The sequence below is a fragment of the Amycolatopsis sp. NBC_01286 genome, assembly GCF_035982555.1.
Lineage (GTDB): Bacteria > Actinomycetota > Actinomycetes > Mycobacteriales > Pseudonocardiaceae > Amycolatopsis.
On record NZ_CP108428.1, the window covers coordinates 8,322,890 to 8,347,530 of the forward strand.

Sequence of the window (24,641 nt, forward strand, 5' to 3'; positions counted from 1 at the left end):
TACGGTCCGCCGCGCGAGGATGACGGGCCTACGTCGGGCAACGTACGGCACGGTTACGCGTCAGCGCGGATGGCAGGACCACCGGACGCCGACAGAGTTGTCCGCATGACTGGACTCGACGTGCTCGGCCGCACCACCGCCGCCCGGATCGCCCTGGCGGGGCTCGGTGTCGGCGTCATCGGCCTGGTGATCCAATGGATCGCCGATCCGGGGAGGTTCCCGGCGTTCCCGCCCGGGATCATCATCATCGCCGTCTTCGGCGCCCTCGTCGTGCTGACCGCGAGGTGGTGGTGGAGCCCGCTGCTGGCCACGCTGATCTCGTTGTGGATCGGCGGCGTCGGCTTCGCACTGGTGCTGCGCAACTTCGGCGTGGGCAACCCCGGTCTCGCGGCCGGCACCGCGGTCATGGCCGTGGGCCTGTGGGGCGCCGCGATCGCCGGGATCATCGCCGCAGTGCAGGGGTTCCGGCGCCGCGAGCTCGCTTCCGTCCCGCCGGTCGTGTCGTGACTGTCCGGACCGCGACCCACCGCACGGCGAACGTCGCCCGGTGGGCCTGCCGGATCCTCGGTGTCCTCTTTGTCGCGACCAGCCCGATCGTGGTCTTCTCGGCGGATACGCCGAGCCGCTGGCACACGCTCCTGCACTTCGTCACCGGCCTGGTCGCCCTCTACGCCGGATTCCGGGGCGGGGCCAAGGTGTTCTGCCTCGTCTTCGGCGGCGGGTACCTGGTGTTCGGCGCGCTCGGTCTCGTGCTCGGCGATCCCGCGGCCGATCGCATGTGGCACGTCGGGCCACTGCACCTGATGACGGGCGACCACCTGTTCCACGTCGTCCTCGGCGCGGTCGTCCTCGCCGCGGGGGTCGTCACGCGGGGCCGCGCGACCGGGTAGCACCGATCACGATCCGGGCCGATTCCCCGAAGTCGCCTCCTCGCCCGAGCGGAGGTGCTTACGATCACCGCGATCGATCAGGGAACGGAAGGTACGGGACTCGTGCGGATTCTCTCGGCGGTGTTCGGGGCGCTGTTGTTCGTGGCCGGGATGGCGTTGCTGGTGACCGGCGCGGTCACCGCGTTGAACCTGGCCGACGACCCCACCTCGGGTTCGTCGGACTGGACCTGCTCGGCGCAGAACAGCGAGCAGCGGTGCGACTACAGCGTCGGGTCGCTGCCGGAGACGCAGGCCGAGATCACCGGCGACCTGGCGCTGACCGTCGCCGGCACCGGGATCGCGATCTGCGGCGCGATCTTCGTCCTGATCGGCAGCCAGCGCGCTCCCCGGCCCGCCGCGCCGGTGCCCGCCTACCCGCCGATGCAGCAGCAGTACCCGCCGCGCTAGCGGGCGGCGACCCACTCGGCGACGGTCGTGACGTCCGCCTGGCCCGGAAACACCTTCTCGGTCAGCACGCGGTGCACTTCGGGGTCGGCGTCGAGGCAGCCGTCGGCCAGCACGGTGAGGCCGAAGTCGAGGTCGGCCGCCTGGCGCAGGGTGGACAGCACGACGCCGCTGGTGGCGATCCCGGTGAGGACCAGGTGGTCGATGCCACCGGCCCGCAGCACGACGTCCAGGTCGCTGCCGGCGAACGCGCTGACCCGGCGCTTGGTGACGACGACGTCGCCGGCTTCGGGGGCGACGTCCGGGTGCACCCGGGTGAGCTTCTCGTCGAACGGCGCCCCGGAACCCGCGAGCGCGCCGAACATCTTGTTGCGGGAGCTGATTTCCGGGAACCCGGGACGGAACCCGACGACGACGTAGATCACGGGCGTGCCGCTCGCCCGGGCGGCCTCGATCGCCTCGCGCAGGCGGGGCAGGTAGGCGGGATCGGGGTACCGGTCCACGACGACCGGCTGGACATCCATGACGAGGAGAGCGTGCTTGGCCACCGTCGGCCCTTTCGTGCGTTAAGTCATCAAGTGATTACTTGAAGTCTAGTGGTGCCGCCGCTCAGCCACCGAACGGGTCTACCCGCACGACCGATGGTTCCCGCTGACCGTCTCACTCAAACCGGAATGCATCGACGTATTTCGAGTAATGCTTGCGCAGTAAAGGTTTTCGGACACGGCGTTGACAGCCGCCCCCGATCGCTGCTTACTATGGTTTCTCGGGGGCAATCGTTTGGGGCTGGTACAGATGCGAGAAATCACGCGTTCCGAAGTGCGGCGGCAGCTCGACGAGGGGTTTCCGCGGCTGCGGCCGCCGCGGTCGGCGGTCGTCGTCGGGGCCGGGCTCGCCGGGCTGGCCGCCGCGCACGAACTGCACCGCGCCGGCTGCGACGTCACGGTGCTGGAGGCGTCCGATCACCCCGGCGGCCGCGCGTTCACGCTGCGGAGCCCGTTCGCCGACGGCTTGCGCGCCGAGGCCGGCGCGATGACGGTGACGCCGCACTGCGACTACGTGACGCACTACCGGAAGCTCCTCGGCGTCGAGCTGGACCGGTCCGACCTGCTGGACCAGGACTTCTCCTACTTCGTCAACGGCGAGTTCGTGCGGGCCGACCCGGATTCGCTGGCCGCGGCGGGGCTTCCGCTCGCCGAGCACGAACGCGGCATGAGCGTCACCGACATGATCGAGCGGTACGTCACCGCGGTGGCCGAGGAGCTCGGCCCCGACCTGGCGGCACCGGACTGGGCGCCGCCGGCGGAGCTGGAGCACCTCGATCGCGCGTCGGTGCAGGAGGTGCTGCGTGGCCGGGGCGCGTCGCAGGCGGCGATCGACCTGATGGAGCCGCTGTTCCTGGAGATGCGTGGCGGTGACCTGCGCTCGGCGTCGGCGTTGTCGTGGCTGCGGCACGAAAGCGGACACCGGTCGCTGCTGGGCGAAGTGGACGGCTGGGGCAAGATCGCGGGCGGCACCGACGTGCTGCCACAGTCCTTTGCGGACGGACTGCGCGAGCGGATCCGTTACCGCAGCCCGGTTGTCCGCCTTGAGCAGGACGACGACGCCGTCACGGTCACCTACCTCGACCACGGCCGCCTCGCCACGGTGACCACCGAGCGGGTCGTCGTCACCGTGCCGTTCAGCGCGATGCGCCACGTCGACGTCAGCCACGCCGGGCTGTCCGAGGCGAAGATCGACGTGATGCGGCGACTGCGGTACGCGTCGATCGTGCGCGTCTACCTGCAGATGCGGCGGCAGTTCTGGGAGGGCCGCAACGTGAGCGTGTCCACCGATCTGCCGGTGCGCTGGGTCCGCGACGCGTCGGCGAGCCAGCCCGGCCCGCGGCGCATCCTGGAGGTCCTCATGACCGGCTGGCGGTCGAAGGCGGTCGCGGCGATGACGGAGGAGGAACGGCTGAACTTCGTGCTGGAGCACGTCGAAACGATGTTCCCCGGCGCGCGGGAGCACTACGAGCTGGGCGTGTCGGTGGCCTGGGACCACCAGCCGTGGATCGAGGGCTCGTACGTGCTGCCCGAACGCGGCCACGGCAAGCTGATGCCCGCGATCCGCGCGCCCGAGGGCCGCATCCACTTCGCCGGCGAGCACACCAGCTACGAGCCCAACGGCGGTTCGATGAGCTACGCCCTCGAATCCGGCGTACGAGCTTTCGTGGAACTCGCGGCGGCTTGAGTCCGGTCAGCCGATGCCGCGCAGGTCCGCGTCCCCGAATCCCGAGTAGACCAGAGCGGTGCGGTGCGGCGGGAAGCCGCAGGCTTCGGCTTCGCCCGTGTAGCGCGCCACCAGGGTGTCCTCGCCGCGCCACCAGGTGTCGGCCAGGCCGGCGACCTCGGGCACCGGCGTGCAGCCGGTCAGATCGAGGTCGTCCAGCGCGTCGCCGGTGAGCCGGGTGATCCGGGCCGCGGACGCCGACGCGTGGTGGGCCAGGGCCAGGGATTCGACCCAGCCTTCGACCGTCTCGTGCAGCGGCGCCCAGTGGTCACCGTCCACCCCGAACTCGCCGGCGGGACCGATCAGGAAGCCGAAGGGCAGTGCCGTTCGCGCCGTGCCGGCGTCGAACGCCCAGCCCGCTTCCGTCGAGTATTCGGGAAGGTCGCCCGAGAAGTACCGCGGACCACCGTCGTAGGCCGGCGCGGGTGGCAGGAGCAGGCCGCCCCAGCGGTCGTGGAAGGCGACGGCCCGGTCGATCTCCGCCGCCGGGATACCCAGCGGGAGCCACTTCTCGCGGTACGGCTCGATCGACGGCAGGGCAAGCCGGATCCCCTGGGCCTGCACGAAGTGCCGTCCCCGGGTGCCGAGGCCGTCGAGCAGGGCGCCGGTCACGGAGAAGTCCACCCCGCGAGCCTACTGGCCGGGCCACCCGGGAGCCGCGCGCTCCCGGGCGGCCCGGGGCTCAGCTCACCTGCAGGTCGATGCAGGCGTAGAACGCGTTCGCCGTGTCCGCGATGTTCCAGACCGCCAGTACCGTCTGGCGTCCTGTGTGGCCACCCAGATCCACCTGGTGCGAAACGGTGGCCGGCGGCTGCTGGTTGTTGCCGGGGACGCTCGCGATCTTCTCGCTGCCGATGTAGTAGTCGTAGCTCGCCGTGCTGTGGCGGGCCGTGAAGGTCCACGTGAACGTCACCGACCGGCCGACCGGGGCGGCGTTCCAGCCCTTGTTGTTGTCGTTGAGCTCGGCGAACTGGGCGTTGCCGCCGTTGCAGGAGGTCAGCCCCTTCGGGCCTTCGACGCTCTGCGGTTCGTACTTGATCTCCCCGCAGGACACGGTGCCCTGGGCGCACTGCGCCTGCCGGCTGGCCGGTGAGTTGACGTAGCCGTGCGCGCTCGCGATGCCGGCCGGGTTGACCAGCACCAGCACCGGCGCCAGCAGCACACCCGCGGCGGCCGCGACCAGTTTCCGGTTCGCTTTCATACCAGCTCCTTCGGGGACGGGCTCGCCTTCCCGCCGCCGGGCACGGCGAAGTCGCGGTCCGGACCCCGCTGGGAGGCCCGCCCGCACCGGGAAGGTGTTCGAGCGAAGGAAATTTGTGGTCTAGACCATACGATGGAAACGGACATAGGTCAACAGGTGGCGACTCTCAAGTCATGTTGGTAAGGCGCCAACCATCCAGGAATGTTCCACTGAACGGGACTCACCCGATCGTGGCGGACCGGACCGGGCGACGGCGCGCGCCGCGCCTGCCACTAGGATTCCGCCCGTGACCACCTACGACGTCGATCCGTTCGAGCACCTGGACTCCACCGCCCTGCCCGAGCGGCAGCAACGGATCCTGGTGGCGATCCGCGACTGCGTGGTCCACCACGGTTACTCGCCGAGCAGCCGGGAGATCGCGGAGATCGTCGGGCTGCGGTCCTCGTCGTCGGTGTCGAAGCACCTGGCGGCCCTGGAGGACAAGGGCTTCCTGAGCCGCGGCGGCTCGGTCGCGCGTCAGCTCGACGTGCGCGCGTTCCTGCGCGACAGCGGCCCCCGCGAGAACGCCGACTCGGTCGCCGTGCCGGTGGTCGGCGACATCGCGGCCGGCGCGCCGATCGCGGCCCAGGAGCACGTCGACGACGTCCTGAACCTCCCCCGCGACCTCACCGGCCGCGGCACCGTCTTCGGCCTGCGCGTGCGCGGCGACTCGATGATCGACGCCGCCATCTGCGACGGCGACATCGTCGTGGTCAAGCAGCAGAGCGAAGCCCACTCGGGCCAGATCGTCGCGGCGATGATCGACGAGGAGGCCACGGTGAAGGTCTTCCGCCAGCGCGACGGCCACGTCTACCTCGAGCCCCGCAACCCGGCCTACGAGGTCATCGACGGCGACCGCGCGGTCATCCTCGGCACGGTCGTCTCGGTGCTGCGCAGCTTCTGACCGCACCCCCGGGCTCGTCCGGCTGCTACCAGGTGACGGGCAGCTCGTAGACGCCGTAGACCGACCCGTCGTGCTTGAACGGGACCTTGCCGACCTCGGTGGCCAGCGCGAGCGTCGGGATCCGGCGGTACAGCGTGCTGTAGACGACCTGCAGCTCCAGCCGGGCCAGCGGCTGGCCGAGGCACTGGTGGACGCCGAAGCCGAACGCGATGTGCCGGTGCGCGTCGCGGCTCAGGTCGAGGCGGTCGCCGTCCGGGAAGACGTCCGGGTCGCGGTTGGCGATGTCGTTCGCCATGATCATGCCCTCACCCGCGCGCACGGTCTCGCCGGCGATCTCGATGTCCTCCAGCGCGAGGCGGCGCCGTCCGTTGTGCGTGATGTTCAGGTAGCGCAACAGTTCTTCGACGGCCGAGGCGACCAGCTTCGGGTCGTCGGCCTCCCGCAGCAGCTTCAGCTGGTCCGGGTGCTCCAGCAGGGCCAGCGTGCCGAGCGCGATCATGTTCGCCGTGGTCTCGTGCCCGGCGATGAGCAGCAGGACGCCCATCTGGGCCGCCTCCACCCGGGTCAGCTCCCCCGCGTTGACGCGGGTGGCGAGCCCGGAGAGCAGGTCGTCGGCCGGTTCGGCCAGCTTCTTGCCCATCAGCTCGTCGAGGTAGCCGATGAGCGCCCGGTGCCCGGCGGCGCGCTCCTCGGGCTTCGCGTCCCGCCGGATGATGACCTTGCTGTTGTCCTGGAAGAAGCCGTGGTCGGCGTAGGGCACACCGAGCAGCTCGCAGATCACCAGTGACGGCACCGGCAGCGCGAACGCCTCGACGAGGTCGACCGGGTTGGGGCCGGCCAGCAGGCTGTCGAGCTGGTCGTCGACGATCCGCTGCACCGCCGGGCGCAGCTTCTCGGTGCGCCGGATGGTGAACGGCGCGGTGACCATCCGCCGCAGCCGGGCGTGCTCGGGGTTGTCCATCAGGATGAAGCTGATGCCGCTGCCGCCGCCCTTCGGCAGCGGTGCGGGGCTCGGGTACCCAGGCCGGGAGATGTCGGCGCTGACCCGCGGGTCGGCCAGCAGCGTGCGCTGCTCGGCGTAGCGGGTCACCAGCCACGGCGTGGAGCCGTCCCACAGCTTCACCCGCTTGAGCGGGGCCTCCTCCTGCAACGCGCGGGCGGCCGGCGGCGGGTCGAACGGGCAGCCCGCGGCGCGGGTCATCGGGAACTCCGGGATCCCGAGCGTGCTGGTCATCCGGTTCCTCCACAGTGGACGCGGGCGCGGGTCTGCTTGGGCGTGTTCCAGCCGAGGACCACCGTGCATCCTCCTCGTGGTGCGCCGTCAGTACGTCAGCAGTCAACCGAAGGCTGCTACGCTAGTCAAGCGGTTGCTTTAAATCGACCCGAACGCCCGATGCGTCCCCGTTGGAGGACCCGCCCGTGTCCAGACCTCCCGCCCCCGCCGGGGAAACCGCGCCGAGGGCGAACCTCGTCGTCGCGGTCCTCGCGTTCGCCGGCATCGTCGTTTCACTGATGCAGACGCTCGTGATCCCCCTGATCCCGGCGCTGCCCGGACTGCTGCACGCGTCCGCCTCCGACGCGACCTGGGCCATCACGGCCACCCTGCTCGCGGGCGCGGTCGCGACGCCGACGGTGGGGCGGCTCGGCGACATGCACGGCAAGCGGCGGATGCTGCTGGTCAGCCTGGGCGCCCTGGTCGCCGGCTCGGCGATCGGCGCGCTGTCCGACACCCTGGTGCCGATGGTCGCCGGGCGGACGCTGCAGGGCCTCGCGGCGGGCGTCATCCCGCTCGGGATCAGCATCATGCGCGACGAGCTCCCGGCGGAACGGCTCGGCTCGGCGACGGCGCTGATGAGCGCGTCCCTCGGCGTCGGCGGCGCGCTGGGCCTGCCCGCGGCCGCGCTGCTGGCCGAGCACGCCGACTGGCACGTGCTGTTCTGGACCTCGGCCGGGCTCGGCCTGGTCGTCACCGGGCTCGTCGTCGCCCTGGTGCCCGAGTCGCCGGTGCGCACCGGCGGCCGGTTCGACGTGCCGGGCGCGGCCGGGCTGTCGATCGCCCTGGTGTGCCTGCTGCTGGCCATCTCCAAGGGCGCCGACTGGGACTGGGGCAGCGCGCCGACGCTCGGCCTGTTCGCCGCCGCCGTCGTCATCCTGCTGCTGTGGGGCCGCTGGGAGCTGCGGACCCGGCAGCCGCTGGTCGACCTGCGCACCACCGCGCGGCGCCAGGTGCTGCTGACCAACCTCGCGTCCGCGGTGTTCGGCTTCGCGATGTTCGCGATGTCGCTGGTCCTGCCCCAGCTGCTGCAGTTGCCGGCGGCCACCGGGTACGGCCTCGGCCGGTCGATGCTGGTGGTGGGCCTGGTGATGGCGCCGTCCGGCCTCGTCATGATGGCGCTCGCGCCGGTGTCCGCGCGGATCTCGCGCACCCGCGGCCCGAAGACGACGCTGATGCTCGGCGCGGTGGTCGTCGCGATCGGGTACGCGATCGGCATCGTGCTGATGAGCGAGGTCTGGCACCTGGTCCTGATCTCGTGCGTCATCGGCGGCGGCATCGGCCTCGCCTACGGCGCGATGCCCGGTCTGGTGATGGCGGCGGTCCCGGTGTCGGAAACGGCCGCGGCGAACAGCTTGAACACGCTGATGCGCTCGATCGGCACGTCGATCTCCAGCGCGACGGCGGGTCTGGTGCTGGCGCAGCTGACCGTCCACTTCGGACCGGCGACGCTGCCCGCGGCGAGCGGTTTCCGCGTGGTGCTGGCCATGGGCTCCGGCGCGGCCCTCATCGCGCTGACGATCGCCGCGTTCCTGCCCAAGCACACGCCGGCCGCGTCAGCGCCCGCGAAGCCGGAACCGGTTGCGGCGGCGCAAGGCTGACGCAGTTGGGTGCCGCCGCCCGAGCCGGCGCGGCGGTACCGGTACCGGCCCCGGTGCGGTGCCGCCACGTCAGTCGGCGCGGTGGTACCGGCCCGGCTCCGCGATGCCGACCGCGTACAGGACCGCGTCTTCCCGCGAGTGGAACCCCGCCTTGGCGAAGAGGTTGTTGATGTGCGTCTTCACCGTGGCTTCCCTCATCACCAACCGCCGGGCGATCTCCTGGTTGCGCAGGCCTTCGCCGATGAGGTCGAGGATCTCGGTCTCGCGACCGGTCATCGTGAACTTCGCTGTGACACGCCAGCCGTTGCTGATGACCGGGGCTTCCTTCAGACTCACAGAGGCGTCATCGGCGCGGGAAGCCCAGTCGTTACACCAGGTTCCGGATGAGCGCAGCGAGGCTGTCGAATCTGTCGAACACCGTCCACATGGGACTGATCGTCACGGGACGAGGATGAGCCGGATGGGGTTGCCCGTCTTGTCCGCGAGCTGCTTCACCGCTCGGTCCGCCTCCGCCAGGGGGATGTGCGCGCTGATCGACCGGGACAGGTCGAGCCGGCCGTGGCGAGCCAGGGAGACCAGTTCGAGCACGTGCTCGCCCGACGAGCCGAAGTGCCCGAGGATCCGCTGACCGCGCACGCTCAGCCCGGCGCTGTCCGGGAGGTGCAGCGGCGCGTTCGTGAGGCCGGCGAGCACCATCGCGCCCTGCGCGCCCAGCACCGCGGCCGCCTGCTCGCGCACCGCCGCGTACCCGGCGAAGTCGAACGCGTAGTCCAGACCGCGCCCGCCCGTCAGCTCGCGGATCCGATCCGCGAAATCCGCGGCCGCGGGGTCGAGGGCGACGTCCGCGCCGAACGACAGGGCCCGCTCCCGGGCCGCCGGCAGCGGGTCGATCGCCACGATCGGGGCCGCGCCCGCGAGCCGCAGCACCTGCAGGCCGTGGACGCCGAGGCCGCCCGCGCCCCACACACCCGCCGAGCGCGCCGGGCGCACCTGCGCGGTCGCGACGACCGCCGCGTACGGCGTCGACACCGCGTCCGGGATGATCGCCGCCTGGTCGAAGGGCAGGTCGTCGGGGATCGGGACGACCGTGTCGGTGCGGGCGAGCGCGTACTCCGCCCAGCCGCCGTCGTAGTGCACGCCCCGCACCCGCGAGCGCAGGCACGGCTGCCGGCGCAGGCAGCGGTCGCAGACCTCGCACGACTGCCCGGCCTGCAGCGTGACGCGCAGGCCGAGGGTGAGGTGGGCCGGCACGTCCGGGCCGAGCGCCTCGACGGTGCCCGAGACCTCGTGGCCGAGGGTGACCGTGCCGGTGCCGGGCAGGGTGCCGTCGATGAGGTGCAGGTCGGACAGGCAGACGCCGGCCGCGGCGACCGCGATCCGCACCTCCCCCGGCCCGGGCGCCGGAATCGGCACCTCTTCGACCCCGAACTCCCGCTTGTCCAGATCGAGCCTGCCCGCCAGCATCGTGTCGCCCATGCCGTCGATCACACCACAAAGCGCGTTCGCGCGCGGGACGCGCCGGTGAAGTACGTTGCGCCGATGGGCATCCCCGACGAGTACCACGAATTCGCCGTCGCCGTCGCCGGTGCGAGCGGCGCGCTGATCGGCCTGCTGTTCGTGGCCGTCTCGGTGTCCCCGGACCGCGTCCGCCGGACGACGACGCACGCCGAGTACCACACGCGCGCGTCCGCCGCGATGCTGTTGTTCACCAACGCGCTGGTGCTGTCGCTGATGATCCTGGTGCCCGGGAGTTCGCCGGGCGGGTGGGCGGTCGCGTCCGGGGTCGGCATCCTGGTGTTCGACGCGGCGGCGATCCGCTCGATCGTCACGGCGGTGCGGCACCGGCTGGGGCACTGGAGCTCGCTGCGCATGGCGTCGGCCCTGCTGATGATCGCGGGCTTCGAGATCTACGCCGGCGTCGAGCTCCTCACCGAACCGGGCAACTGGGACCCGCTGCGCACGCTGTACTACGTGCTGATCGGCGACCTGGCCTTCGGCATCGCGCGCGGCTGGCAGCTGATGGACATGCGCCGGGTCAGCGTGTTCTCGTCCCTGCGCACCCTGGCCCACGGTGACGAAGCCGACGACCCGGAGGAGCCGGACAAGAGCTGAGCGCCGTCAGGTTCAGCTCCTCAGGAGCGTGGGAAAACGTTGCCGTCGAACAACTTCCGTGCCGTGCGGAACACCGTCGAGCGTGCGACTCGCGGTGGCGTCACCGTGGTGTCGAACTCGATCCCGACGCCGAGCGTGCCGCTCGCGTGCTCGATCTCGATCGGTTCGCCGGCGGGCGGGCGGACCAGGAGTTCGTGGCCGACGGCGCCGTCGAGCAGCAGGGCCGTGACGACGCTGACCCCGCCCAGCACGCCGATCGCGGGGTGCGGCCGCACCGGGATGAACGTCCGGGTGGCGATCGCGCCGCCGTCGCGCGGGGCGGCGACGAGCGTGGTCTTGGGGACGGAGCTGCCGCGCACGTCGCCGAGGCCCATCAGCTTGCCCGCCTCGACGCGCAGGGCGTCGATCCGGTCGGCGAGACCGGTCAGTTCCTCGACCGGTTCGTAGCCGGTGATGCCGAAGTCGGTGGCGCGAGCCACGACGACCGGCATCCCGTTGTCCACACAGGACACTTCGAGGCCGCCGACGTTGTCGCGGATCCGGCCGGTGGGCAGGAGACTGCCGCACACCGAGCCTTCGGTCCCGGTGAAGTCCAGTTCCACGGGCGCGGCCGTGCCGGGCACGCCGGAGATCGCGAGTGATCCCGCGTAGCCGACTTCACCGCCGGGCGTGGCGAACGTCGAGACCGCGATGGAGCCGGTGTTGACCAGGAGCACGCGCACCGTCGTGCGTTCACCGCCGGCCGGGACCAGGCCGCGCTCGACGGCGAACTGGCCGACCCCGGCGAGCAGGTTGCCGCAGGTCTGGCGGTCGGAGACGGTGGCGTCGTCGACGCCGAGCTGCAGGAACAGGTAGTCGACGTCGCGATCGGGCCCACCGGGCGGCGCGACGATGGCGACCTTGCTGGTGACGGGCTGCGCGCCGCCGAGGCCGTCGATCTGGCGCGGGTCGGGGCTGCCCATGATCCGCAGCAGCAGGTCGTCGCGCTCGGCCGGGTCGGCGGGCAGGTCCCCGGCGAGGAAGTAGGCGCCCTTCGAGGTGCCCCCGCGCAGGAGCATGCAGCGCACGCCGGTCATCCCTGCTCCTTCTCGTACTCCTCGGCGGTGAGGTAGCGGACGCCCAGCGCCTCGAGCTTCTCACGCAGGCCGTAGCGGTCGAGACCGAGCTGGCCGGCGGCGAACGCCTCGCGCGCGGCGGCTTCCTTCTCCAGCCGGGCCTGGGAAGCCGTCAGGCCCGCTTCGACGTCCTGTCGCCGGACGCGCAGCACGCCGTCGTCGTCGGCCAGGATCGCGTCGCCCGGGTGGACGACCTGGCCGCCGAGCACGACCGGGACGTTGACCGCGCCGGCCGTCGCCTTGACCGTGCCCTGGGCGCTGACCGCGGCCGACCACACCGGGAAGCCCAGCTCGCGCAGTTCGGCGACGTCGCGGACGCCGGCGTTGATGACCAGGCCGCGCACGCCGCGGTGGCGCAGCGCGGTGGCGAAGAGTTCGCCGAAGAGGCCGTCGCGCGACGGCGAAGTCGTGGTGACGACCAGGACGTCACCCTCGCGGCACTGCTCGACGGCCGCGTGGATCATCAGGTTGTCCCCCGGCCAGCACAGCGCCGTGACGGCGGTGCCGCCGATCCGCGCGCCGTCCTGGATCGGCCGCAGGTCCGGGCCGAGCAGGCCGCTGCGGCCGAGCGCTTCGTGGACGGTGGCCACGCCGTACTCGGCCAGCCGGGTCACCTGCCCGGCGTCGGCGCGCGGCGGGTTCGTGACGATCACCGGGTTCATGCCGTCGACGCTAGATAGCGTCGACGAAATTGTCAACAATATTGGCGACTGTTACTCAGTGAAGGTGGGACACCTCGGCGGCGTCGGCCTCACGCAGGGCTTCGATGACGCTCTGGAGGTGGACGCGCGCGGCTTCGGCGGCCTCGACCGGGTGATGCGCGCAGACCGCGTCGATGATCGCGAGGTGCTCGGGCAGCGAGACCTGCGGCCGGCCGGGGCGCATGGCCAGCCGGAACTGGTGGCGGACGCTCTGCCCGCGCAGCCGTTCGAGGACCTGCGCGGCGGTGCGCTGCCCGCCGATCTCGCGGACCCGGCGGTGCAGCCGCTGGTTGAGCCCGGAGTAGCCGACGACGTCACCACCCGACACGGCGGCGCGCATCGCCTCCCCCAGCTCGCGCAGCTCGGCGATCTCGGCGTCGGTGATGCGCTCGGCGGCCTTCGCCGCGCACAGCGACTCGAGCATCATCCGCACCTCGGAGATCTCGACGGCCTCTTCCAGCGAGACCGCGCGCACCCGCGCGCCGCGGTTCTGCACCCGCTCGACCAGGCCTTCGTTGGTGAGTTCGATGAGCGCGGACCGCACGCTGGCGCGGCTGGCCGCGAACTGGGCGGACAGGTCGGCCTCGACCAGCCGCTGGTTGGGGACGAACTCGCCGCGGACGATGGCGTCGCGGACGGCGGCCACCACGGATCGTTCCCCCGGCCCCTGGTCCGCGGCAGTCTCCGGCATACTTCCACCCCTGTTTGTTGACAATTTTGTCGATCAGATCGTCTACTCGATCGTAGGTGTCCGGAGAGGATTGTGCTATGCGCGGAACCATCGCGGTACTGGGGCTGGGCGAAGCGGGCAGCGCGCTGGCCCGCGACCTGGCGGCGGCCGGCGCGGTGGTGAGAGGTTACGACCCGGCCGTCACCGCACCGGACGGGATCGTCACCACCGGCTCCGAGGCAGAGGCAGCGAGGGGCGCGGAGGTGGTACTGAGCGTGAACAGCGCATCAGCCGCCCACGACGCCCTGTCCGCGGGTCTCTCCGGCCTAGGACCGGACACTCTCTGGGCCGACCTGAACACGGCATCCCCCGGAGCGAAGCGCCGCCTGGCTTCGACGGCGGCTTCCCACGGCACGGCGTTCGCGGACATCGCGATCATGGCGCCGGTGCCGGGCCGCGGACTGCGGGTCCCCATGCTCGCAACAGGCCCCGCGGCCGCAGCGGTAGCCGAAACCCTGAACGCGCTGGGCGCGGCGGTGGAGGTCATGCCGGGCGAGGCGGGACTGGCGGCGGAGCGAAAGCTGCTGCGAAGCGTGTTCTTCAAGGGCATGTCCGCGGCGGTGGTGGAGGCCCTGCACGCGGCGCGTGCAGCGGGCTGCGAGGACTGGCTGCGGCAACTGATCACCGACGAGCTGACGGCCGCGAACGAGTCCACAGTGGAGCGCCTGGTCACGGGCTCTCACACCCACGCAGTCCGCCGCACGGCAGAGATGGCGGCAGCCGCCGAGATGCTCACCGAGCTGGGCGTGCCATCGGACATCGCGGGCGCGGCACGAGACCAGCTGGCGCAGTTGGCGAAGGAGCCGGAGTAAGAGGTCGTGAGTGTTTAGGAGGGTTAGAACCCTCCTAAACACTCACGACCCCCGGCACCGGGCGCAAGCGGGGCGCCACTGCCGCACACCCAGAGCCCGGCCGTGAGGTGTCCGGGGCGGCCAACAAGGTGCCCGGAAAGCCAACACACCCACCGCAACGGCAAACACGCCGCCAACCGGGCGTGTTGGCCACTCCGGTCGCCGCACTGGCCGCTCCAGGCGGCGAGTTAATCGCCCCGAGGCAGCGAGTTGGCTGTTCCGGGCACCGAGTTAGGCGCTCCGCGCGCCGCGTTGGCCGCTCCGGGTGGCTAGTCGGGCGGCGTCAACGAAACGCCGCCCGAGGTCACTCTCGGGCGGCGAGACCGTCGAGGTGGACGGCACCGTGGTGCTCGGCGACGAACTCCGGGCCCTTGACGACAAGCCGGGCCGCCGCAGTTGCGTGCCCGTGCCCCAGCCCGTGCTCGGTCTTGAGCCAGGCGACGATCTCCCCCTGCTTGGTCAGCCCCTGACCACCGACCAGCTCCAGAAAGCCCCGCGGGGTGATGCCGGTCTGCTTCTCGGCGTTGTCGAGGTAGGCCTGAAAAGACATGTCCGCTCCCAGAGGTCGAGGTCCCGTTACCCACAACACTCCCACCGACAACTTTTCTTGTCAAGCCCCGACCAGCACAAACCCCAACCACACCAGCCACCAAGATCCACAATGGACAACCACCGGGAAGGCGCACGACTACCCGAAAGGGGGAACAACGAAAGGCGAGCCGCCAGCCCGACGGAACCACACGCGAGGGTCCGGGGGCTTGCCCCCGGCGGGGGCGTGGGGGCTCGGCCCCCACAAGACACAACGAGAAAAGCCCCGGTTTGCGCTTTCCGCAAACAGGGGCTTCCGCGAATTCTCGTGGGCGATACTGGGATCGAACCAGTGACCTCTTCGGTGTGAACGAAGCGCTCTCCCCCTGAGCTAATCGCCCGCGGTACGAACTCCGGCTGTGAGGGTCGGGGAACCCTGGTGCGCGATACTGGGATTGAACCAGTGACCTCTTCCGTGTCAGGGAAGCGCTCTCCCGCTGAGCTAATCGCGCGCTCCGGAAGTCCGTACTCGCAGAAGCATATCGGACGGTGATGCCGGGGTCGCAGGGGGTTCCCCTTGCAACCGGAGTGACCGGGACCACGGCCTAAACCGCCGTGACACCGGGGCCGCGGGCCAGGCAGACTGGACGGGAGACCAGCGCACTTCCCCCGACCGTCGCCGGCGCGGTGACCAGGAGTTCCCACCTCGATGACCGACACCGTGCACACCGCACCCACCGACGACCGGACGGACGCTCCGGCGGGCTCGGGGCTCCTCATCGGGGTTCTCGTGCTGTCGGCGTTCGTGATGATCCTGAACGAGACGATCCTGAGCGTCGCGTTGCGGGACCTGACCGTCGACCTGCACGTGCCGACGACCACCGTGCAGTGGCTGACCAGTGGTTTCCTGCTGACGATGGCCGTGGTGATCCCGGCGACCGGGTTCCTGCTCGAGCGGTTCACGCCGCGGCAGGTGTTCCTCGTGTCGCTGACGGCGTTCAGCCTCGGCACGTTGATCAGCGCGCTCGCGCCCGGGTTCGGGGTGCTGATGGTCGGGCGGGTGGTGCAGGCGTGCGGCACGGCCGTGATGCTGCCGCTGCTGATGACGACCGTGATGCGGCTGGTGCCGCCGCAGCGGCGGGGCGCGACGATGGGCACGATCACGATCGTCATCGCCGTGGCGCCGGCGATCGGGCCGACGATCGGCGGCGCGGTGCTGTCGGGGCTGGGCTGGCGGTGGATGTTCTGGATCGTGCTGCCGCTGTCGCTGGCGGCGCTGGTGATCGGCCTGCTGCGGCTGCGGCTGCACAGCGAGAACCGCCGGGTGCCGCTGGACGTGCCGTCGGTGCTGCTGTCCGCGATCGGCTTCGGCGGCCTGCTGTACGGGCTGTCCTCGACCGGCGAGGCCGCCGGGGTGGAGCCGCCGGTGCCCGCGTGGCTGCCGATCGTCGTCGGGCTCGTCGCGCTCGTGGTGTTCACGTGGCGGCAGGTGCGCCTGCAACGCCGTGACCGCGCACTGCTGGACCTGCGGCCGTTCACCCACCGCCCGTTCGTGGTGGCGCTGGTGCTGACGGCGTTGCTGTTCGTCTGCCTGATCGGCGCGGCCGCGATCCTGCTGCCGCTCTACCTGCAGACGGTGCTGAAGACGACCACGTTCGTCAGCGGGCTGGCGGTACTGCCGGGCGGGCTCGTGCTGGGCTTGCTGGGCCGTCCGGTGGGCGCGTTGTTCGACCGGGTGGGCGCACGCCCGCTGGTCATCCCCGGCGCGGCGGCCATGGCGTTGTCGCTGTGGCTGTTCACGCTGCTGGGGCCGGCGTCGCCGCTCATCGCGGTGATCGGGATCCACGTGCTGCTGATGGCCGGGCTGGGCCTGATGATGACGCCGCTGATGACGGAGTCGCTCGGCGTGCTGCCCGAGCACCTGTACTCCCACGGCAGCGCGATCCTCTCGACGCTGCAGCAGGTGGCGGGCGCGATGGGCACGGCGCTGTTCGTCAGCGTGGCCACGCTCGGCACCGCGGACGCGACGGCGGGCAGCCCGGACGCGTCGGGGCTGCGGATGGCGTTCGTGGTCGCCGGGTGCATCGGCCTGGTGGCCTTCGCGCTCAGCTGGCTGATCCGGCGTTCCAGCGGCACGTCCACCGAGCCGGCAGTGTCCACTTCGGACAACTGAGTCCGCTCGGCGACGGCCGAGCGGCGCGGGTCAAGGGAGCATGCGGCCGAGGAGCGTGCCGAGCCGGGTGCGTTCGGCCGGGGTGAGGTCGCGGGTCAGTGGCGCCAGCAGTCCGGCGATCTCCGCTTCCAGTTTCCGGGCGAGGCGGTGTGCCTCTTCGGTCAGGCCGACGCGCACCGCGCGCCCGTCGTCTTCGCTGGCCTCGCGCCGGACCAGGCCGCGCTTGACGGCCCGGTCGATCAGGCCGGTCACCGACGAGCGGTCCAGGCCGAGGTAGTCCGCCAGCTCCGCCATCTTCGGCGTGCGGTCGCGCAGGATCGCCAGCGCGCGCAGCTGCGTCAGCGACAGGTCGTGCGCGGCCGCCGCGCGGCTGAGCAGCGCCATCACCGTGAAGGACACCTGGACCAGGTGGTCCAGCACCTCGTCGGGCCCGGGTTCGGTCATACCGCCACGCTACCTTGAACTAGTTGGTAATGCCAGCTAATCTACTTGGCACTACCAACTACTTCTCAAGAGGTCACCATGCGCGCAGCGGTCGTCACGTCGTTCGGCACACCGCCGACCTGCCAGGACTTTCCCGTCCCCGCACCCGGAACACCGGACGAGGTGCTCGTCGACGTCGTCGCCGTCGGCCTGCACCCGCGGGTCCGCTCGCAGGCCGACGGTTCGCACTACACCGAGTCCGCGGAGCTGCCGTTCGTGCCGGGCATCGACGGCGTGGGCCGCGCGCCCGACGGCCGCCTGCGCTACTTCGTCCTGCCGGACACGGCGATGGGCGCGCTGGCCGAGCGGACCGTCGTCGACCTGCGCCGCAGCGTCGTGCTGCCCGACGACGTCGACCCCGTGCTCGTGGCCGCGGGCATGAACCCGGCGATGTCGGCGTGGATCGCGCTGCGGCGGCGGATCGAGTTCACGGCCGGACAGGACGTCCTCGTCCTGGGCGCGACCGGCAACGCGGGCCGGCTGGCCGTCCAGGTGGCCCGGCACCTCGGCGCCGGGCGGGTCGTCGCCGCGGGCCGGGACCCCGGCCGCCTCGCGACGCTGCCGGACCTGGGCGCCGACGTCGCGGTCCCCCTCGCCGACGTCGGCACGGCGGGCGCGGACGTCGACGTGGTCCTGGACTACGTCTGGGGCGAGCCGACGGCCGAGGCGATGCGCGAGATCGTCACGCACCGCGGCGACCGGGCCCGCCCGCTGACGTGGATCGAGATCGGCTCGGTCGCGGGCCGGACGGCGTCGCTGCCCTCCGCCGCGCTGCGGGCGGCGCGGCTGCAGCTGGTGGGCAGCGGCCAGGGTTCGGTGCCGACGCGGGACATCGTCGCGGAACTGCCCGCCCTCGCGGCGGAAGTCGGCCGCGGCACCTTCCGGATCGACACGCGCACGGTCCCGCTGGAGGACGTCGAAGCGGCCTGGAAGGACGACGGCGATGACCGCCGCGTGGTGATCGTCCCCTGACCGCTGGCGTAAGCCGTGAATGCCACATCGAGGGACCAAGTGTCCCTCGATGTGGCATTCACGGACTTCAGGCCGGCGAGCCGCTCACCTTCGGGGTGGCTCGGACTCCGCTGTGCAGGTACCGCTCCCCCGTCGGGAGCTGGTAGAACGTCACCGACTGCCACGAGCGCGTGCCCGCGGGGCGCAGGGCGAACTGGGTCGCGCTGATCGGGATCAGGTCGTCCTCCGTCGTCGGTTCCGGGACCAGCTCGGCGAGCGGGCCCGTGACCGTCTGGCGGATGCGCAGGCCCAAGTCTGTGCTGAGGATCTCCGTCCGCACCGACTCCCGCTCGTACGTCCCGAGGAACTCCGAGACGTCGACCGACGGCGGTGTGGCCGCGGGCACCAGCGGTTGCGGCATCGCCACTCCCGCCAGTTCCGCGAAGATCTCGCGGTACAGCTCCTCGTACAGGTCGTGCGTGCCACCGCCGTTGGCGAGCAGCGTGACCGCGAGGCCCTGGTCCGGCAGGATGCGGAGGAACGCCGCCTGGCCGATCGTGTTGCCGTCGTGGCCGTAGACGCGGTGGCCGTCCCAGTCGAAGCGGATCCAGCCCAGGCCCCACGAATCACCGAGCGTGTGCTTGTCCGGCATGTCCGCCTGCCACTCGGTCATCGCCGTGGCGGACGCCGCCGAGAGGACGCGCGCGCCGTCCGGGCCGAGGCCGTCCCGCAGGTGCAGGCGGGCGAACGCCAGGACGTCCGCCGGGGTCGCCGTGATCAGGCCGGCCGGGCCCGCCGAGCGCGGCAGGCCCCAGACCGGCGCCGGCTGCGGCTCCTCGTCGCCCGCCGCGACGTGGCCCATCGCCGCGCCGAACAGCAGCGCCTCCTCGGGCAGGGTGCCCGTGTGCGTCAGGCCGAGCGGGGTGAACAGCCGCTCCCGCAACGCCGCGTCCCAGGTCTTGCCGGTCAGCTTCTCGATGACGCGGCCGGCCAGGATGAAGCCCGAGTTGCAGTAGGACAGCGTCGCGCCGAGCGGGTGGGTCTGCGCGGCCTGGTCCAGCACGGCGACGTACTTCTCCACGCAGTCGTCGCCGCGGCCGGTGTCGGTGAAGACGTCGCCGTCGATGCCGCTGGTGTGGGTCAGCAGGTGCCGCAACGTCACCTGCTTGGTGACGTCCGGGTCGGCCAGCCGCAGCTCCGGCAGCACGTCGGCGATCGGCGCGTCCAGGTCGAGCAGGCCTTCGTCGACCAGCTGCATGGCGACGGTCGCCGTCCACACCTTGGTGATCGAGCCGATCTGGAACACCGACTCGTCGGTGACGGCGACACCGGTCGCCTTGTTGAGCACGCCGGTGTGCGCGAAGGCCTGCTCGTCGCCGTCGAGGCGCAGGATGCCCAGCGTCGCGCCGGGGACGCGGTACTTGCGCGCGAGGGCGGTCAGCCGCCGCTGCCAGTGCGCGCCGTCGAGCGGGACCCGCCCCGGCGAGCCCGCGTGCTGCTCGACCCAGTCGACGACGCGGCGGTTGAAGTCGCTGCGGTGCGAGGGTTTCCCCTCCAGGATGAACAGGTGCGACGCGCCGGGGTAGAGCACCAGCCGGGTCGGCACGCCCTGCTCGCGCAACGCCGTGAACCACTGCTCGGCCTGCCCGACCGGGCAGCGGTCGTCGTCGGCGCCGTGCACCACCAGCGTCGGCGTGCGGACCTGCCCGACCCGCGCCAGCGGCGACGACGCACCGAAGTGCGCTTCGTCCACAGAGGACGCTCCGCCCAGTTCGGCGACGCCGAGGTAGTGCCCGCTGTCGGAGGTGCCGGCCATGCTGACCGCGTCGCTGACGACGCCGCCGGCGACGGCCGCGGCGAACCGGTCGTCGTGGCTGGTCAGGTAGCACGTCATGAAGCCGCCGTAGCTGTAGCCGGAGACGGCGAGCCGCTGCGCGTCGGCGACCCCTTCGGCGACGAGCGCGTCCAGGGGCTCGAGGAAGTCCTTGGCGTCGGCGACACCCCAGGCGCCGACGGCCGCGGTGTAGAACGCTTCGCCGTAGCCGTCGCTGCCGCGCGGGTTGAGCAGCAGCACCGCCCAGCCGCGCGCGGCCAGCTGCTGGTGGTAGGCGTGGACGGCGTCGGCGGTGCCGCTCCACGCGTTGTGCGGGCCGCCGTGGATGTCCAGCAGCAGCGGCCGCGGGCCGGTGCGGGCGGGGTCGCGCACCAGCCAGCCGTGCACGACCGTGCCGTCCGAGACGGTGAACTCGCGCTCCTCGCGGGTGAACAGCTCGACCTCGGCCCCGCTGCCGTGCGTGGTGAGGACTTCGGGCGCTCCCCCGGCGACGGCGACCGTCGCGATCTCGCCGTACGACGTCGGCGTGGCCAGCACGACCGCCGCGGTGTCTCCGGCGACAGACACGTCCGACAGGGTGTTCCCGGTACCCCCGGCGACGAGCCGTGGTTCGCCGCCGTCGACGCCGACCGCGTAGACGTGCGTGTACCCGCGGTCGCGGACGCAGAACACGACCGTGGTGCCGTCTCCGGTCAGCACCGGGACCGCGCCGGGGTAGCCCGGCCCGCCGGGCATCACGTTCCGGTCCAGCGGCGCGGCCAGGTCGACGGTTTCCCCGCCGTCCACGGGAATCCGCAGCAGGCCGAGGTGGCCGGGCGCGGTGTCGCGGCGGCCGGCGACGAGCAGCGCGGTGCCGTCGGCGGTCCAGGTGACCGTGCCGCACATGCCGTCGCCGGAGCCGACCGGGCGCGGCTCGGCGAGGCGGTTGCCGGCTTCGAGGACGTAGGCGCCGGAGCGGAACGTCAGGTCGGCGTCGGCCTCCGGGCCGGCCGGGAAGGCCAGCAGCGCACCGTCCGGCGACCACGCGGGATCGCCCGCGTGCCAGTCCCCCGCCGTCACCTGCCGGACGTCACCCGAGGCGACGTCGAGGACGTGGACGTGCTTGCGCAGGGTCCGCAGCAGCCCGGCGCCGTCGGCCTTGAAGTCGAGCCGGTCGGCGACCACCGGGGCACCCGCGCGGCGGCCGCGGGCGGCGTCGTCGTCACCCTCGTCCGCGGCCAGGTCGACCGGGGCGGAGAAGGCGATCTCGGCGCCGTCCGGCCGCCACACCGGGCTGCCCGCGCCGAGCGGAAGCGTGGTGACCTGCTCGGGTTCGCCGCCGTCGGCGGGCAGCAGCCACAGCTGCGCCGGGCCGTCCGCGGCGCGCAGGAACGCGATCCGCGTGCCGTCGGGCGACCACACCGGGGCGAGGTCGGCGGTCCCGCGGGTCAGCCGGCGCGCCGGGCCGCCGCTCGTGGCGACCAGCCAGAGCGAGCGGGTGTCGCGGTCCGCGTCGCGGTCGGCGGTGCGCACGACGTAGGCGATCCGCGTGCCGTCCGGCGAGAGCGCGGGCTGCTCGGGGAACTCCAGGGCGTACAGGTCGTCGGCGCTCAGGCGGCGGGTCATGCGGATCTCCTCGTGGGATTCGGCGCAGTGTGATTCGGAGCAGTGGAATTCGGTGCGGTCGTGGCGAAGTGGCACGCCGCGACGTGGGGTCGTTCCGCGGCCGCGGCGGCCGGGTCGGCGCTGAGGCAGACGGTGCGGTCGGGGTGCACGAGCGGGCCGATCGGGCACCGCGGGTGGAAGTGGCAGCCGGACGGCGGGTGGTGCGGGTCGGCGGGTTCGGTGTCGGCGAGCGCGTCGACGCCGGGGTCGTCGAGCAGGCCGTGGTGCGCGGACGGCGCGGCGGCCAGCAGTTCCCGCGTGTAGGGGTGCCGCGGATCGGTGAGCACCTGCTCGGCCGGGCCGGCTTCGACGATCCGGCCGAGGTACATCACGGCGACGAAGTCGCTCACGTACCGCACCACGGCGAGGTTGTGGGAGATGAACAGCATCGACAGCGCGAGGCGCCGCTGGACTTCGCGGACCAGGTTGAGCACGGCGCCCTGCACCGAGACGTCGAGCGCGGACGTGATCTCGTCGGCGATCAGCACCTTCGGCTGCCCGGCGAGCGCCCGGGCGAGCGCGACGCGCTGGCGCTGCCCACCCGACAGCTGACCGGGCAACGTCGTGGCGCGGTCCGGGTCCAGGTTGACGAGTTCGAGCAGCCGCGCGACCTCGGCCCGCCGGGCAGCCGCGCCGCGGTGGGCGCCGCGCGGCATCGCCTCGGCGATGGACTCGCCGACGGCCATCCGCGGGTCCAGCGAGGAGTACGGGTCCTGGAAGACCATCTGCAGCGGCTTGCGCCGGGGCAGCCGCCGGACGTCGACGCCGTCGAGCAGCACCCGGCCGCCGCTGACCGGGGCCAGCCCGACCGCGGCCCTGGCCAGCGTCGACTTGCCGGAGCCGGACTCGCCGACCAGGCCGACGACCTGCCCGGACGGAACGGTCAGGTTGACGCCGTTCACCGCCGTCAACCGGCCGTACCGGACGCTCACCGTGTCGAACCGCAGCTCGCTCACGCGGCACCTTCCTTTCGCGACTGTCCGGAAAGGACACTCACGGCGGTCTCGTGCGGGTGCCAGCACGCCACGCCGTGGCCGTCTCCGGCCCGTTCCAGCACGGGATCCTCGGTGAGACAACGCTCGGACGCCAGCGGACACCGGGCCGCGAACGCGCAGCCCACCGGGACCTGGTCCGGCTCCGGTGGCCGGCCGGGGATCACGGCGAGGGGCTCGTCGCGGTCGGTGCCGAGGTCGACCGTCGTGGCCAGCAGCGCCCGGGTGTACGGGTGGCGGGCCGCGCCCGGGAGGTCCGCCGTCGGCAGGTCCTCGACGACGCGGCCGGCGTACATCACCAGCATCCGTTCGCACGTCTGGGAAACCACCGCGATGTCGTGGCTGATCAGCAGGATCGCCGCGCCCTCGGCGTCCCGCGTGCGGGCCAGCAGCCGCAGCACCTGGCGCTGGACCGTGACGTCGAGGGCCGTCGTCGGCTCGTCCGCGACGATCAGCTTCGGCGAGCCCATCAAGCCCATGCCGATCATCGCGCGCTGGCGCATGCCGCCGGAGAACTCGTGCGGGTACTGCCGGGCGCGCCGCCGGGCGGCCGGGACGCGCACCGCGGCGAGCCGGTCCACCGCGCGCTCGAACGCCGCGCGCCGCGACAGGCCGTGGTGCTGCTCGGACACCTCCGCCAGCTGCCCGCCGACGCGCCGCGCCGGGTTGAACGACGTCATCGGGTCCTGGAACACCATGGCCAGCGACGTCCCGAGCAGGCCGCGCAGCTCGCGGTCGGACGCGGTGAGCAGCGACGTGCCGGCGAACTCCAGCCGGTCCGCCGTCACGACTCCGGGCAGCTCGATCAGCCGTGACACGGCCAGCGCCGTCAGGCTCTTGCCGGAGCCGGACTCGCCGACGACGCCGATCGCCTCGCCGGCGCGCACGGTGAAACTGACGCCGCGCACCGGCACCGTCCACCCACCCGCTCGCGGGAACGCCACCTGCAGGTTCTCGACGACGAGCACGGCGTCGTCCGCCGGTGCCTCGACGACCGCGGGCCGCGGCACGGGCACCGGGCCGGACGCGCTCCGGGCGGCGCGGGAGCGGACCCCGACCACGGCGGCGACGGTCTCCCCGACCAGGTTGAACGCCAGCCCGGCGAGCACGACGGCGACGCCGGGCGCGATCGCGGCCACCGGCGTCACGTAGATCCCGTCCAGGCCTTCGCGCAGCAGCCGGCCCCAGTCGTAGTCCGGGGCCTGCACGCCGATGCCGAGGAACGAGAGCCCGGCGAAGGCGAGCAACGACGACCCGGCGCCGATGGTCGCGTTGACGACCAGCGGTTCGCCGATGTTCGGCAGCACGTGCCGGGCCAGCAGCCGGATCCGGCCGACGCCGGACACCCGGGCCGCGGCGACGAAGTCGCGCCCGGCCACCGACGCCGAGAGCGTCTGGACCAGCCGGGCGAACGCCGGCGCCATCGCGAACGCGATCGCCAGCACCGCGCCGTGCGTGCCGACGCCGAAGATCACCGCGAAGAACAGCGCCAGCAGCAGCCCGGGGAACGCGACGGCGATGTTGATCGCCGCGGTGAGCAGCCGGCCGGCCCACCGGGGCAGCACCGCCGGCAACGACCCGAGGAGCACTCCGGCGCCGACGCCGATCACGGTCGCGAGCACCGCGAGGCCGACCGAGAGCCGGGTCGCGACGAGCGTGCGCAGGAAGATGTCGCGGCCGAGGGAGTCGGTGCCGAACGGGTGCGCCGCGGACGCGCCCTGGCCGATCGCGTCGGTGTCGACCACCGCGGCGCCGTCGCCCCAGAACAGCGGCGCCAGCACGGACAGCGCGATCACCAGCACCAGCAGCACCGCCGAGCACGCGCCCACCGGCGTGCGCACGGCCGTCGTCCACACCGAGCCGCGCTTCTTCACTGAACCACGCCGTGCGCGCATCGCCGTCAC

Annotated in this window: 24 protein-coding genes and 2 tRNA genes; 10 read left to right on the top strand and 16 right to left on the bottom strand. The window is 72.3% G+C overall.

Annotated elements, in window-relative coordinates; translation table 11 throughout:
• The first annotated feature begins 105 nt into the window (after positions 1–105).
• From OG570_RS37930 to OG570_RS37940, 3 genes are all read left to right on the top strand, one after another.
• Positions 106–507, top strand: coding sequence for a hypothetical protein (locus tag OG570_RS37930; RefSeq protein ID WP_326953649.1), 402 nt, complete (start codon positions 106–108; stop codon positions 505–507).
• The gene (locus OG570_RS37935) at positions 504–890 is read left to right on the top strand and encodes a DUF4383 domain-containing protein (protein ID WP_326953650.1); all 387 of its coding nucleotides are present in this window, start codon (positions 504–506) and stop codon (positions 888–890) included. The genes OG570_RS37930 and OG570_RS37935 overlap by 4 nt, the downstream gene beginning before the upstream one ends.
• A 102-nt stretch (positions 891–992) precedes the next feature.
• On the top strand, positions 993–1,337 hold the full coding sequence (locus OG570_RS37940) for a hypothetical protein (RefSeq protein ID WP_326949197.1): 345 nt from the start codon (positions 993–995) through the stop codon (positions 1,335–1,337).
• Here the strand turns inward: OG570_RS37940 and OG570_RS37945 are convergent.
• On the bottom strand, positions 1,334–1,882 hold the full coding sequence (locus OG570_RS37945; protein WP_326953651.1) for a cysteine hydrolase family protein: 549 nt from the start codon (positions 1,880–1,882) through the stop codon (positions 1,334–1,336). The genes OG570_RS37940 and OG570_RS37945 overlap by 4 nt on opposite strands.
• Before the next feature lie 247 nt (positions 1,883–2,129).
• Between OG570_RS37945 and OG570_RS37950 the strand changes: the two genes are divergently transcribed.
• The gene (locus OG570_RS37950; protein ID WP_326953652.1) at positions 2,130–3,566 is read left to right on the top strand and encodes a flavin monoamine oxidase family protein; all 1,437 of its coding nucleotides are present in this window, start codon (positions 2,130–2,132) and stop codon (positions 3,564–3,566) included.
• Positions 3,567–3,572: 6 nt separating this feature from the next.
• On the opposite strand, the gene OG570_RS37955 is transcribed toward OG570_RS37950, so the two are convergent.
• Both OG570_RS37955 and OG570_RS37960 read right to left on the bottom strand, forming a co-directional pair.
• On the bottom strand, positions 3,573–4,229 hold the full coding sequence (locus OG570_RS37955; RefSeq protein ID WP_326953653.1) for a hypothetical protein: 657 nt from the start codon (positions 4,227–4,229) through the stop codon (positions 3,573–3,575).
• A 58-nt stretch (positions 4,230–4,287) separates the two neighbouring features.
• Positions 4,288–4,806 carry a lytic polysaccharide monooxygenase auxiliary activity family 9 protein gene (locus tag OG570_RS37960; RefSeq protein ID WP_326953654.1) on the bottom strand — a complete coding sequence of 173 codons (519 nt, stop codon included), beginning with the start codon at positions 4,804–4,806 and terminating at the stop codon, positions 4,288–4,290.
• Positions 4,807–5,092: 286 nt separating this feature from the next.
• Here OG570_RS37960 and lexA point away from each other — a divergent pair, with 286 nt between their 5' ends.
• Complete coding sequence (lexA, locus tag OG570_RS37965; RefSeq protein WP_326953655.1) at positions 5,093–5,749, top strand: transcriptional repressor LexA; 657 nt, start codon at positions 5,093–5,095, stop codon at positions 5,747–5,749.
• A gap of 25 nt (positions 5,750–5,774) precedes the next feature.
• On the opposite strand, the gene OG570_RS37970 is transcribed toward lexA, so the two are convergent.
• Complete coding sequence (locus OG570_RS37970; protein ID WP_326953656.1) at positions 5,775–6,983, bottom strand: cytochrome P450; 1,209 nt, start codon at positions 6,981–6,983, stop codon at positions 5,775–5,777.
• Positions 6,984–7,168: 185 nt separating this feature from the next.
• Between OG570_RS37970 and OG570_RS37975 the strand changes: the two genes are divergently transcribed.
• Positions 7,169–8,623, top strand: a complete 1,455-nt coding sequence (locus OG570_RS37975) for an MFS transporter (protein ID WP_326953657.1) — start codon at positions 7,169–7,171, stop codon at positions 8,621–8,623.
• 69 nt (positions 8,624–8,692) lie between these two features.
• On the opposite strand, the gene OG570_RS37980 is transcribed toward OG570_RS37975, so the two are convergent.
• Positions 8,693–8,899: a response regulator transcription factor gene (locus OG570_RS37980; protein WP_442788218.1), complete on the bottom strand. Its 207-nt coding sequence runs from the start codon at positions 8,897–8,899 to the stop codon at positions 8,693–8,695.
• Between the two features lie 162 nt (positions 8,900–9,061).
• Positions 9,062–10,099 (bottom strand): zinc-binding dehydrogenase, encoded by a 1,038-nt coding sequence (locus OG570_RS37985; protein ID WP_326953658.1) that lies wholly within the window; start codon positions 10,097–10,099, stop codon positions 9,062–9,064.
• Positions 10,100–10,162: 63 nt separating this feature from the next.
• Here OG570_RS37985 and OG570_RS37990 point away from each other — a divergent pair, with 63 nt between their 5' ends.
• Positions 10,163–10,735: a hypothetical protein gene (locus tag OG570_RS37990; protein WP_326953659.1), complete on the top strand. Its 573-nt coding sequence runs from the start codon at positions 10,163–10,165 to the stop codon at positions 10,733–10,735.
• 20 nt (positions 10,736–10,755) lie between these two features.
• Here the strand turns inward: OG570_RS37990 and OG570_RS37995 are convergent, their stop codons facing one another.
• From OG570_RS37995 to OG570_RS38005, 3 genes are read right to left on the bottom strand one after another with little or no spacing between them, the layout of a single operon-like run.
• A complete protein-coding gene (locus OG570_RS37995; protein ID WP_326953660.1) occupies positions 10,756–11,811 on the bottom strand; it encodes a 4-oxalomesaconate tautomerase in 1,056 nt (351 codons plus the stop codon).
• Positions 11,808–12,512 (bottom strand): 4-carboxy-4-hydroxy-2-oxoadipate aldolase/oxaloacetate decarboxylase, encoded by a 705-nt coding sequence (locus OG570_RS38000; RefSeq protein ID WP_326953661.1) that lies wholly within the window; start codon positions 12,510–12,512, stop codon positions 11,808–11,810. The genes OG570_RS37995 and OG570_RS38000 overlap by 4 nt, the downstream gene beginning before the upstream one ends.
• A 55-nt stretch (positions 12,513–12,567) precedes the next feature.
• The gene (locus OG570_RS38005; RefSeq protein WP_247051369.1) at positions 12,568–13,242 is read right to left on the bottom strand and encodes a GntR family transcriptional regulator; all 675 of its coding nucleotides are present in this window, start codon (positions 13,240–13,242) and stop codon (positions 12,568–12,570) included.
• A 77-nt stretch (positions 13,243–13,319) separates the two neighbouring features.
• Between OG570_RS38005 and OG570_RS38010 the strand changes: the two genes are divergently transcribed.
• Positions 13,320–14,093 (top strand): NAD(P)-dependent oxidoreductase, encoded by a 774-nt coding sequence (locus OG570_RS38010; protein WP_326953662.1) that lies wholly within the window; start codon positions 13,320–13,322, stop codon positions 14,091–14,093.
• A 343-nt stretch (positions 14,094–14,436) separates the two neighbouring features.
• Here the strand turns inward: OG570_RS38010 and OG570_RS38015 are convergent, their stop codons facing one another.
• From OG570_RS38015 to OG570_RS38025, 3 genes are all read right to left on the bottom strand, one after another.
• Positions 14,437–14,682 carry a DUF4287 domain-containing protein gene (locus OG570_RS38015; protein WP_326953663.1) on the bottom strand — a complete coding sequence of 82 codons (246 nt, stop codon included), beginning with the start codon at positions 14,680–14,682 and terminating at the stop codon, positions 14,437–14,439.
• A gap of 307 nt (positions 14,683–14,989) precedes the next feature.
• Positions 14,990–15,061, bottom strand: a tRNA-Val gene (locus OG570_RS38020).
• Between the two features lie 36 nt (positions 15,062–15,097).
• Positions 15,098–15,172: transfer RNA gene (locus OG570_RS38025), tRNA-Val, on the bottom strand.
• Between the two features lie 197 nt (positions 15,173–15,369).
• Here OG570_RS38025 and OG570_RS38030 point away from each other — a divergent pair.
• Positions 15,370–16,833 (top strand): DHA2 family efflux MFS transporter permease subunit, encoded by a 1,464-nt coding sequence (locus OG570_RS38030; RefSeq protein ID WP_326953664.1) that lies wholly within the window; start codon positions 15,370–15,372, stop codon positions 16,831–16,833.
• 30 nt (positions 16,834–16,863) lie between these two features.
• Here the strand turns inward: OG570_RS38030 and OG570_RS38035 are convergent, their stop codons facing one another.
• Positions 16,864–17,277 carry a MarR family winged helix-turn-helix transcriptional regulator gene (locus OG570_RS38035; protein ID WP_326949181.1) on the bottom strand — a complete coding sequence of 138 codons (414 nt, stop codon included), beginning with the start codon at positions 17,275–17,277 and terminating at the stop codon, positions 16,864–16,866.
• Between the two features lie 78 nt (positions 17,278–17,355).
• Here OG570_RS38035 and OG570_RS38040 point away from each other — a divergent pair, with 78 nt between their 5' ends.
• Positions 17,356–18,288: a quinone oxidoreductase family protein gene (locus OG570_RS38040; RefSeq protein WP_326953665.1), complete on the top strand. Its 933-nt coding sequence runs from the start codon at positions 17,356–17,358 to the stop codon at positions 18,286–18,288.
• 67 nt (positions 18,289–18,355) lie between these two features.
• Here the strand turns inward: OG570_RS38040 and OG570_RS38045 are convergent, their stop codons facing one another.
• The 3 genes from OG570_RS38045 to OG570_RS38055 are packed head-to-tail and all read right to left on the bottom strand — an operon-like array spanning position 18,356 to position 24,632.
• Positions 18,356–21,706 (bottom strand): serine hydrolase, encoded by a 3,351-nt coding sequence (locus OG570_RS38045; RefSeq protein ID WP_326953666.1) that lies wholly within the window; start codon positions 21,704–21,706, stop codon positions 18,356–18,358.
• Entirely contained in the window at positions 21,703–22,701 is a 999-nt protein-coding gene (locus OG570_RS38050; protein ID WP_326953667.1) for an ABC transporter ATP-binding protein, read from the bottom strand. The genes OG570_RS38045 and OG570_RS38050 overlap by 4 nt, the downstream gene beginning before the upstream one ends.
• On the bottom strand, positions 22,698–24,632 hold the full coding sequence (locus OG570_RS38055; RefSeq protein WP_326953668.1) for a dipeptide/oligopeptide/nickel ABC transporter permease/ATP-binding protein: 1,935 nt from the start codon (positions 24,630–24,632) through the stop codon (positions 22,698–22,700). The genes OG570_RS38050 and OG570_RS38055 overlap by 4 nt, the downstream gene beginning before the upstream one ends.
• Positions 24,633–24,641 lie beyond the last annotated feature (9 nt).

Bases quoted from the DNA above. Each gene is read 5' to 3' on its own strand.
- OG570_RS37930 (WP_326953649.1), top strand. From the start codon at position 106: ATGACTGGACTCGACGTGCTCGGCCGCACCACCGCCGCCCGGATCGCC.
- OG570_RS37950 (WP_326953652.1), top strand. From the start codon at position 2,130: ATGCGAGAAATCACGCGTTCCGAAGTGCGGCGGCAGCTCGACGAGGGG.
- OG570_RS37960 (WP_326953654.1), bottom strand. From the start codon at position 4,806: ATGAAAGCGAACCGGAAACTGGTCGCGGCCGCCGCGGGTGTGCTGCTG.
- OG570_RS37970 (WP_326953656.1), bottom strand. From the start codon at position 6,983: ATGACCAGCACGCTCGGGATCCCGGAGTTCCCGATGACCCGCGCCGCG.
- OG570_RS37980 (WP_442788218.1), bottom strand. From the start codon at position 8,899: ATGACCGGTCGCGAGACCGAGATCCTCGACCTCATCGGCGAAGGCCTG.
- OG570_RS37985 (WP_326953658.1), bottom strand. From the start codon at position 10,099: ATGGGCGACACGATGCTGGCGGGCAGGCTCGATCTGGACAAGCGGGAG.
- OG570_RS37990 (WP_326953659.1), top strand. From the start codon at position 10,163: ATGGGCATCCCCGACGAGTACCACGAATTCGCCGTCGCCGTCGCCGGT.
- OG570_RS37995 (WP_326953660.1), bottom strand. From the start codon at position 11,811: ATGACCGGCGTGCGCTGCATGCTCCTGCGCGGGGGCACCTCGAAGGGC.
- OG570_RS38000 (WP_326953661.1), bottom strand. From the start codon at position 12,512: ATGAACCCGGTGATCGTCACGAACCCGCCGCGCGCCGACGCCGGGCAG.
- OG570_RS38005 (WP_247051369.1), bottom strand. From the start codon at position 13,242: ATGCCGGAGACTGCCGCGGACCAGGGGCCGGGGGAACGATCCGTGGTG.
- OG570_RS38010 (WP_326953662.1), top strand. From the start codon at position 13,320: ATGCGCGGAACCATCGCGGTACTGGGGCTGGGCGAAGCGGGCAGCGCG.
- OG570_RS38015 (WP_326953663.1), bottom strand. From the start codon at position 14,682: ATGTCTTTTCAGGCCTACCTCGACAACGCCGAGAAGCAGACCGGCATC.
- OG570_RS38030 (WP_326953664.1), top strand. From the start codon at position 15,370: ATGACCGACACCGTGCACACCGCACCCACCGACGACCGGACGGACGCT.
- OG570_RS38035 (WP_326949181.1), bottom strand. From the start codon at position 17,277: ATGACCGAACCCGGGCCCGACGAGGTGCTGGACCACCTGGTCCAGGTG.
- OG570_RS38040 (WP_326953665.1), top strand. From the start codon at position 17,356: ATGCGCGCAGCGGTCGTCACGTCGTTCGGCACACCGCCGACCTGCCAG.
- OG570_RS38045 (WP_326953666.1), bottom strand. From the start codon at position 21,706: ATGACCCGCCGCCTGAGCGCCGACGACCTGTACGCCCTGGAGTTCCCC.
- OG570_RS38055 (WP_326953668.1), bottom strand. From the start codon at position 24,632: ATGCGCGCACGGCGTGGTTCAGTGAAGAAGCGCGGCTCGGTGTGGACG.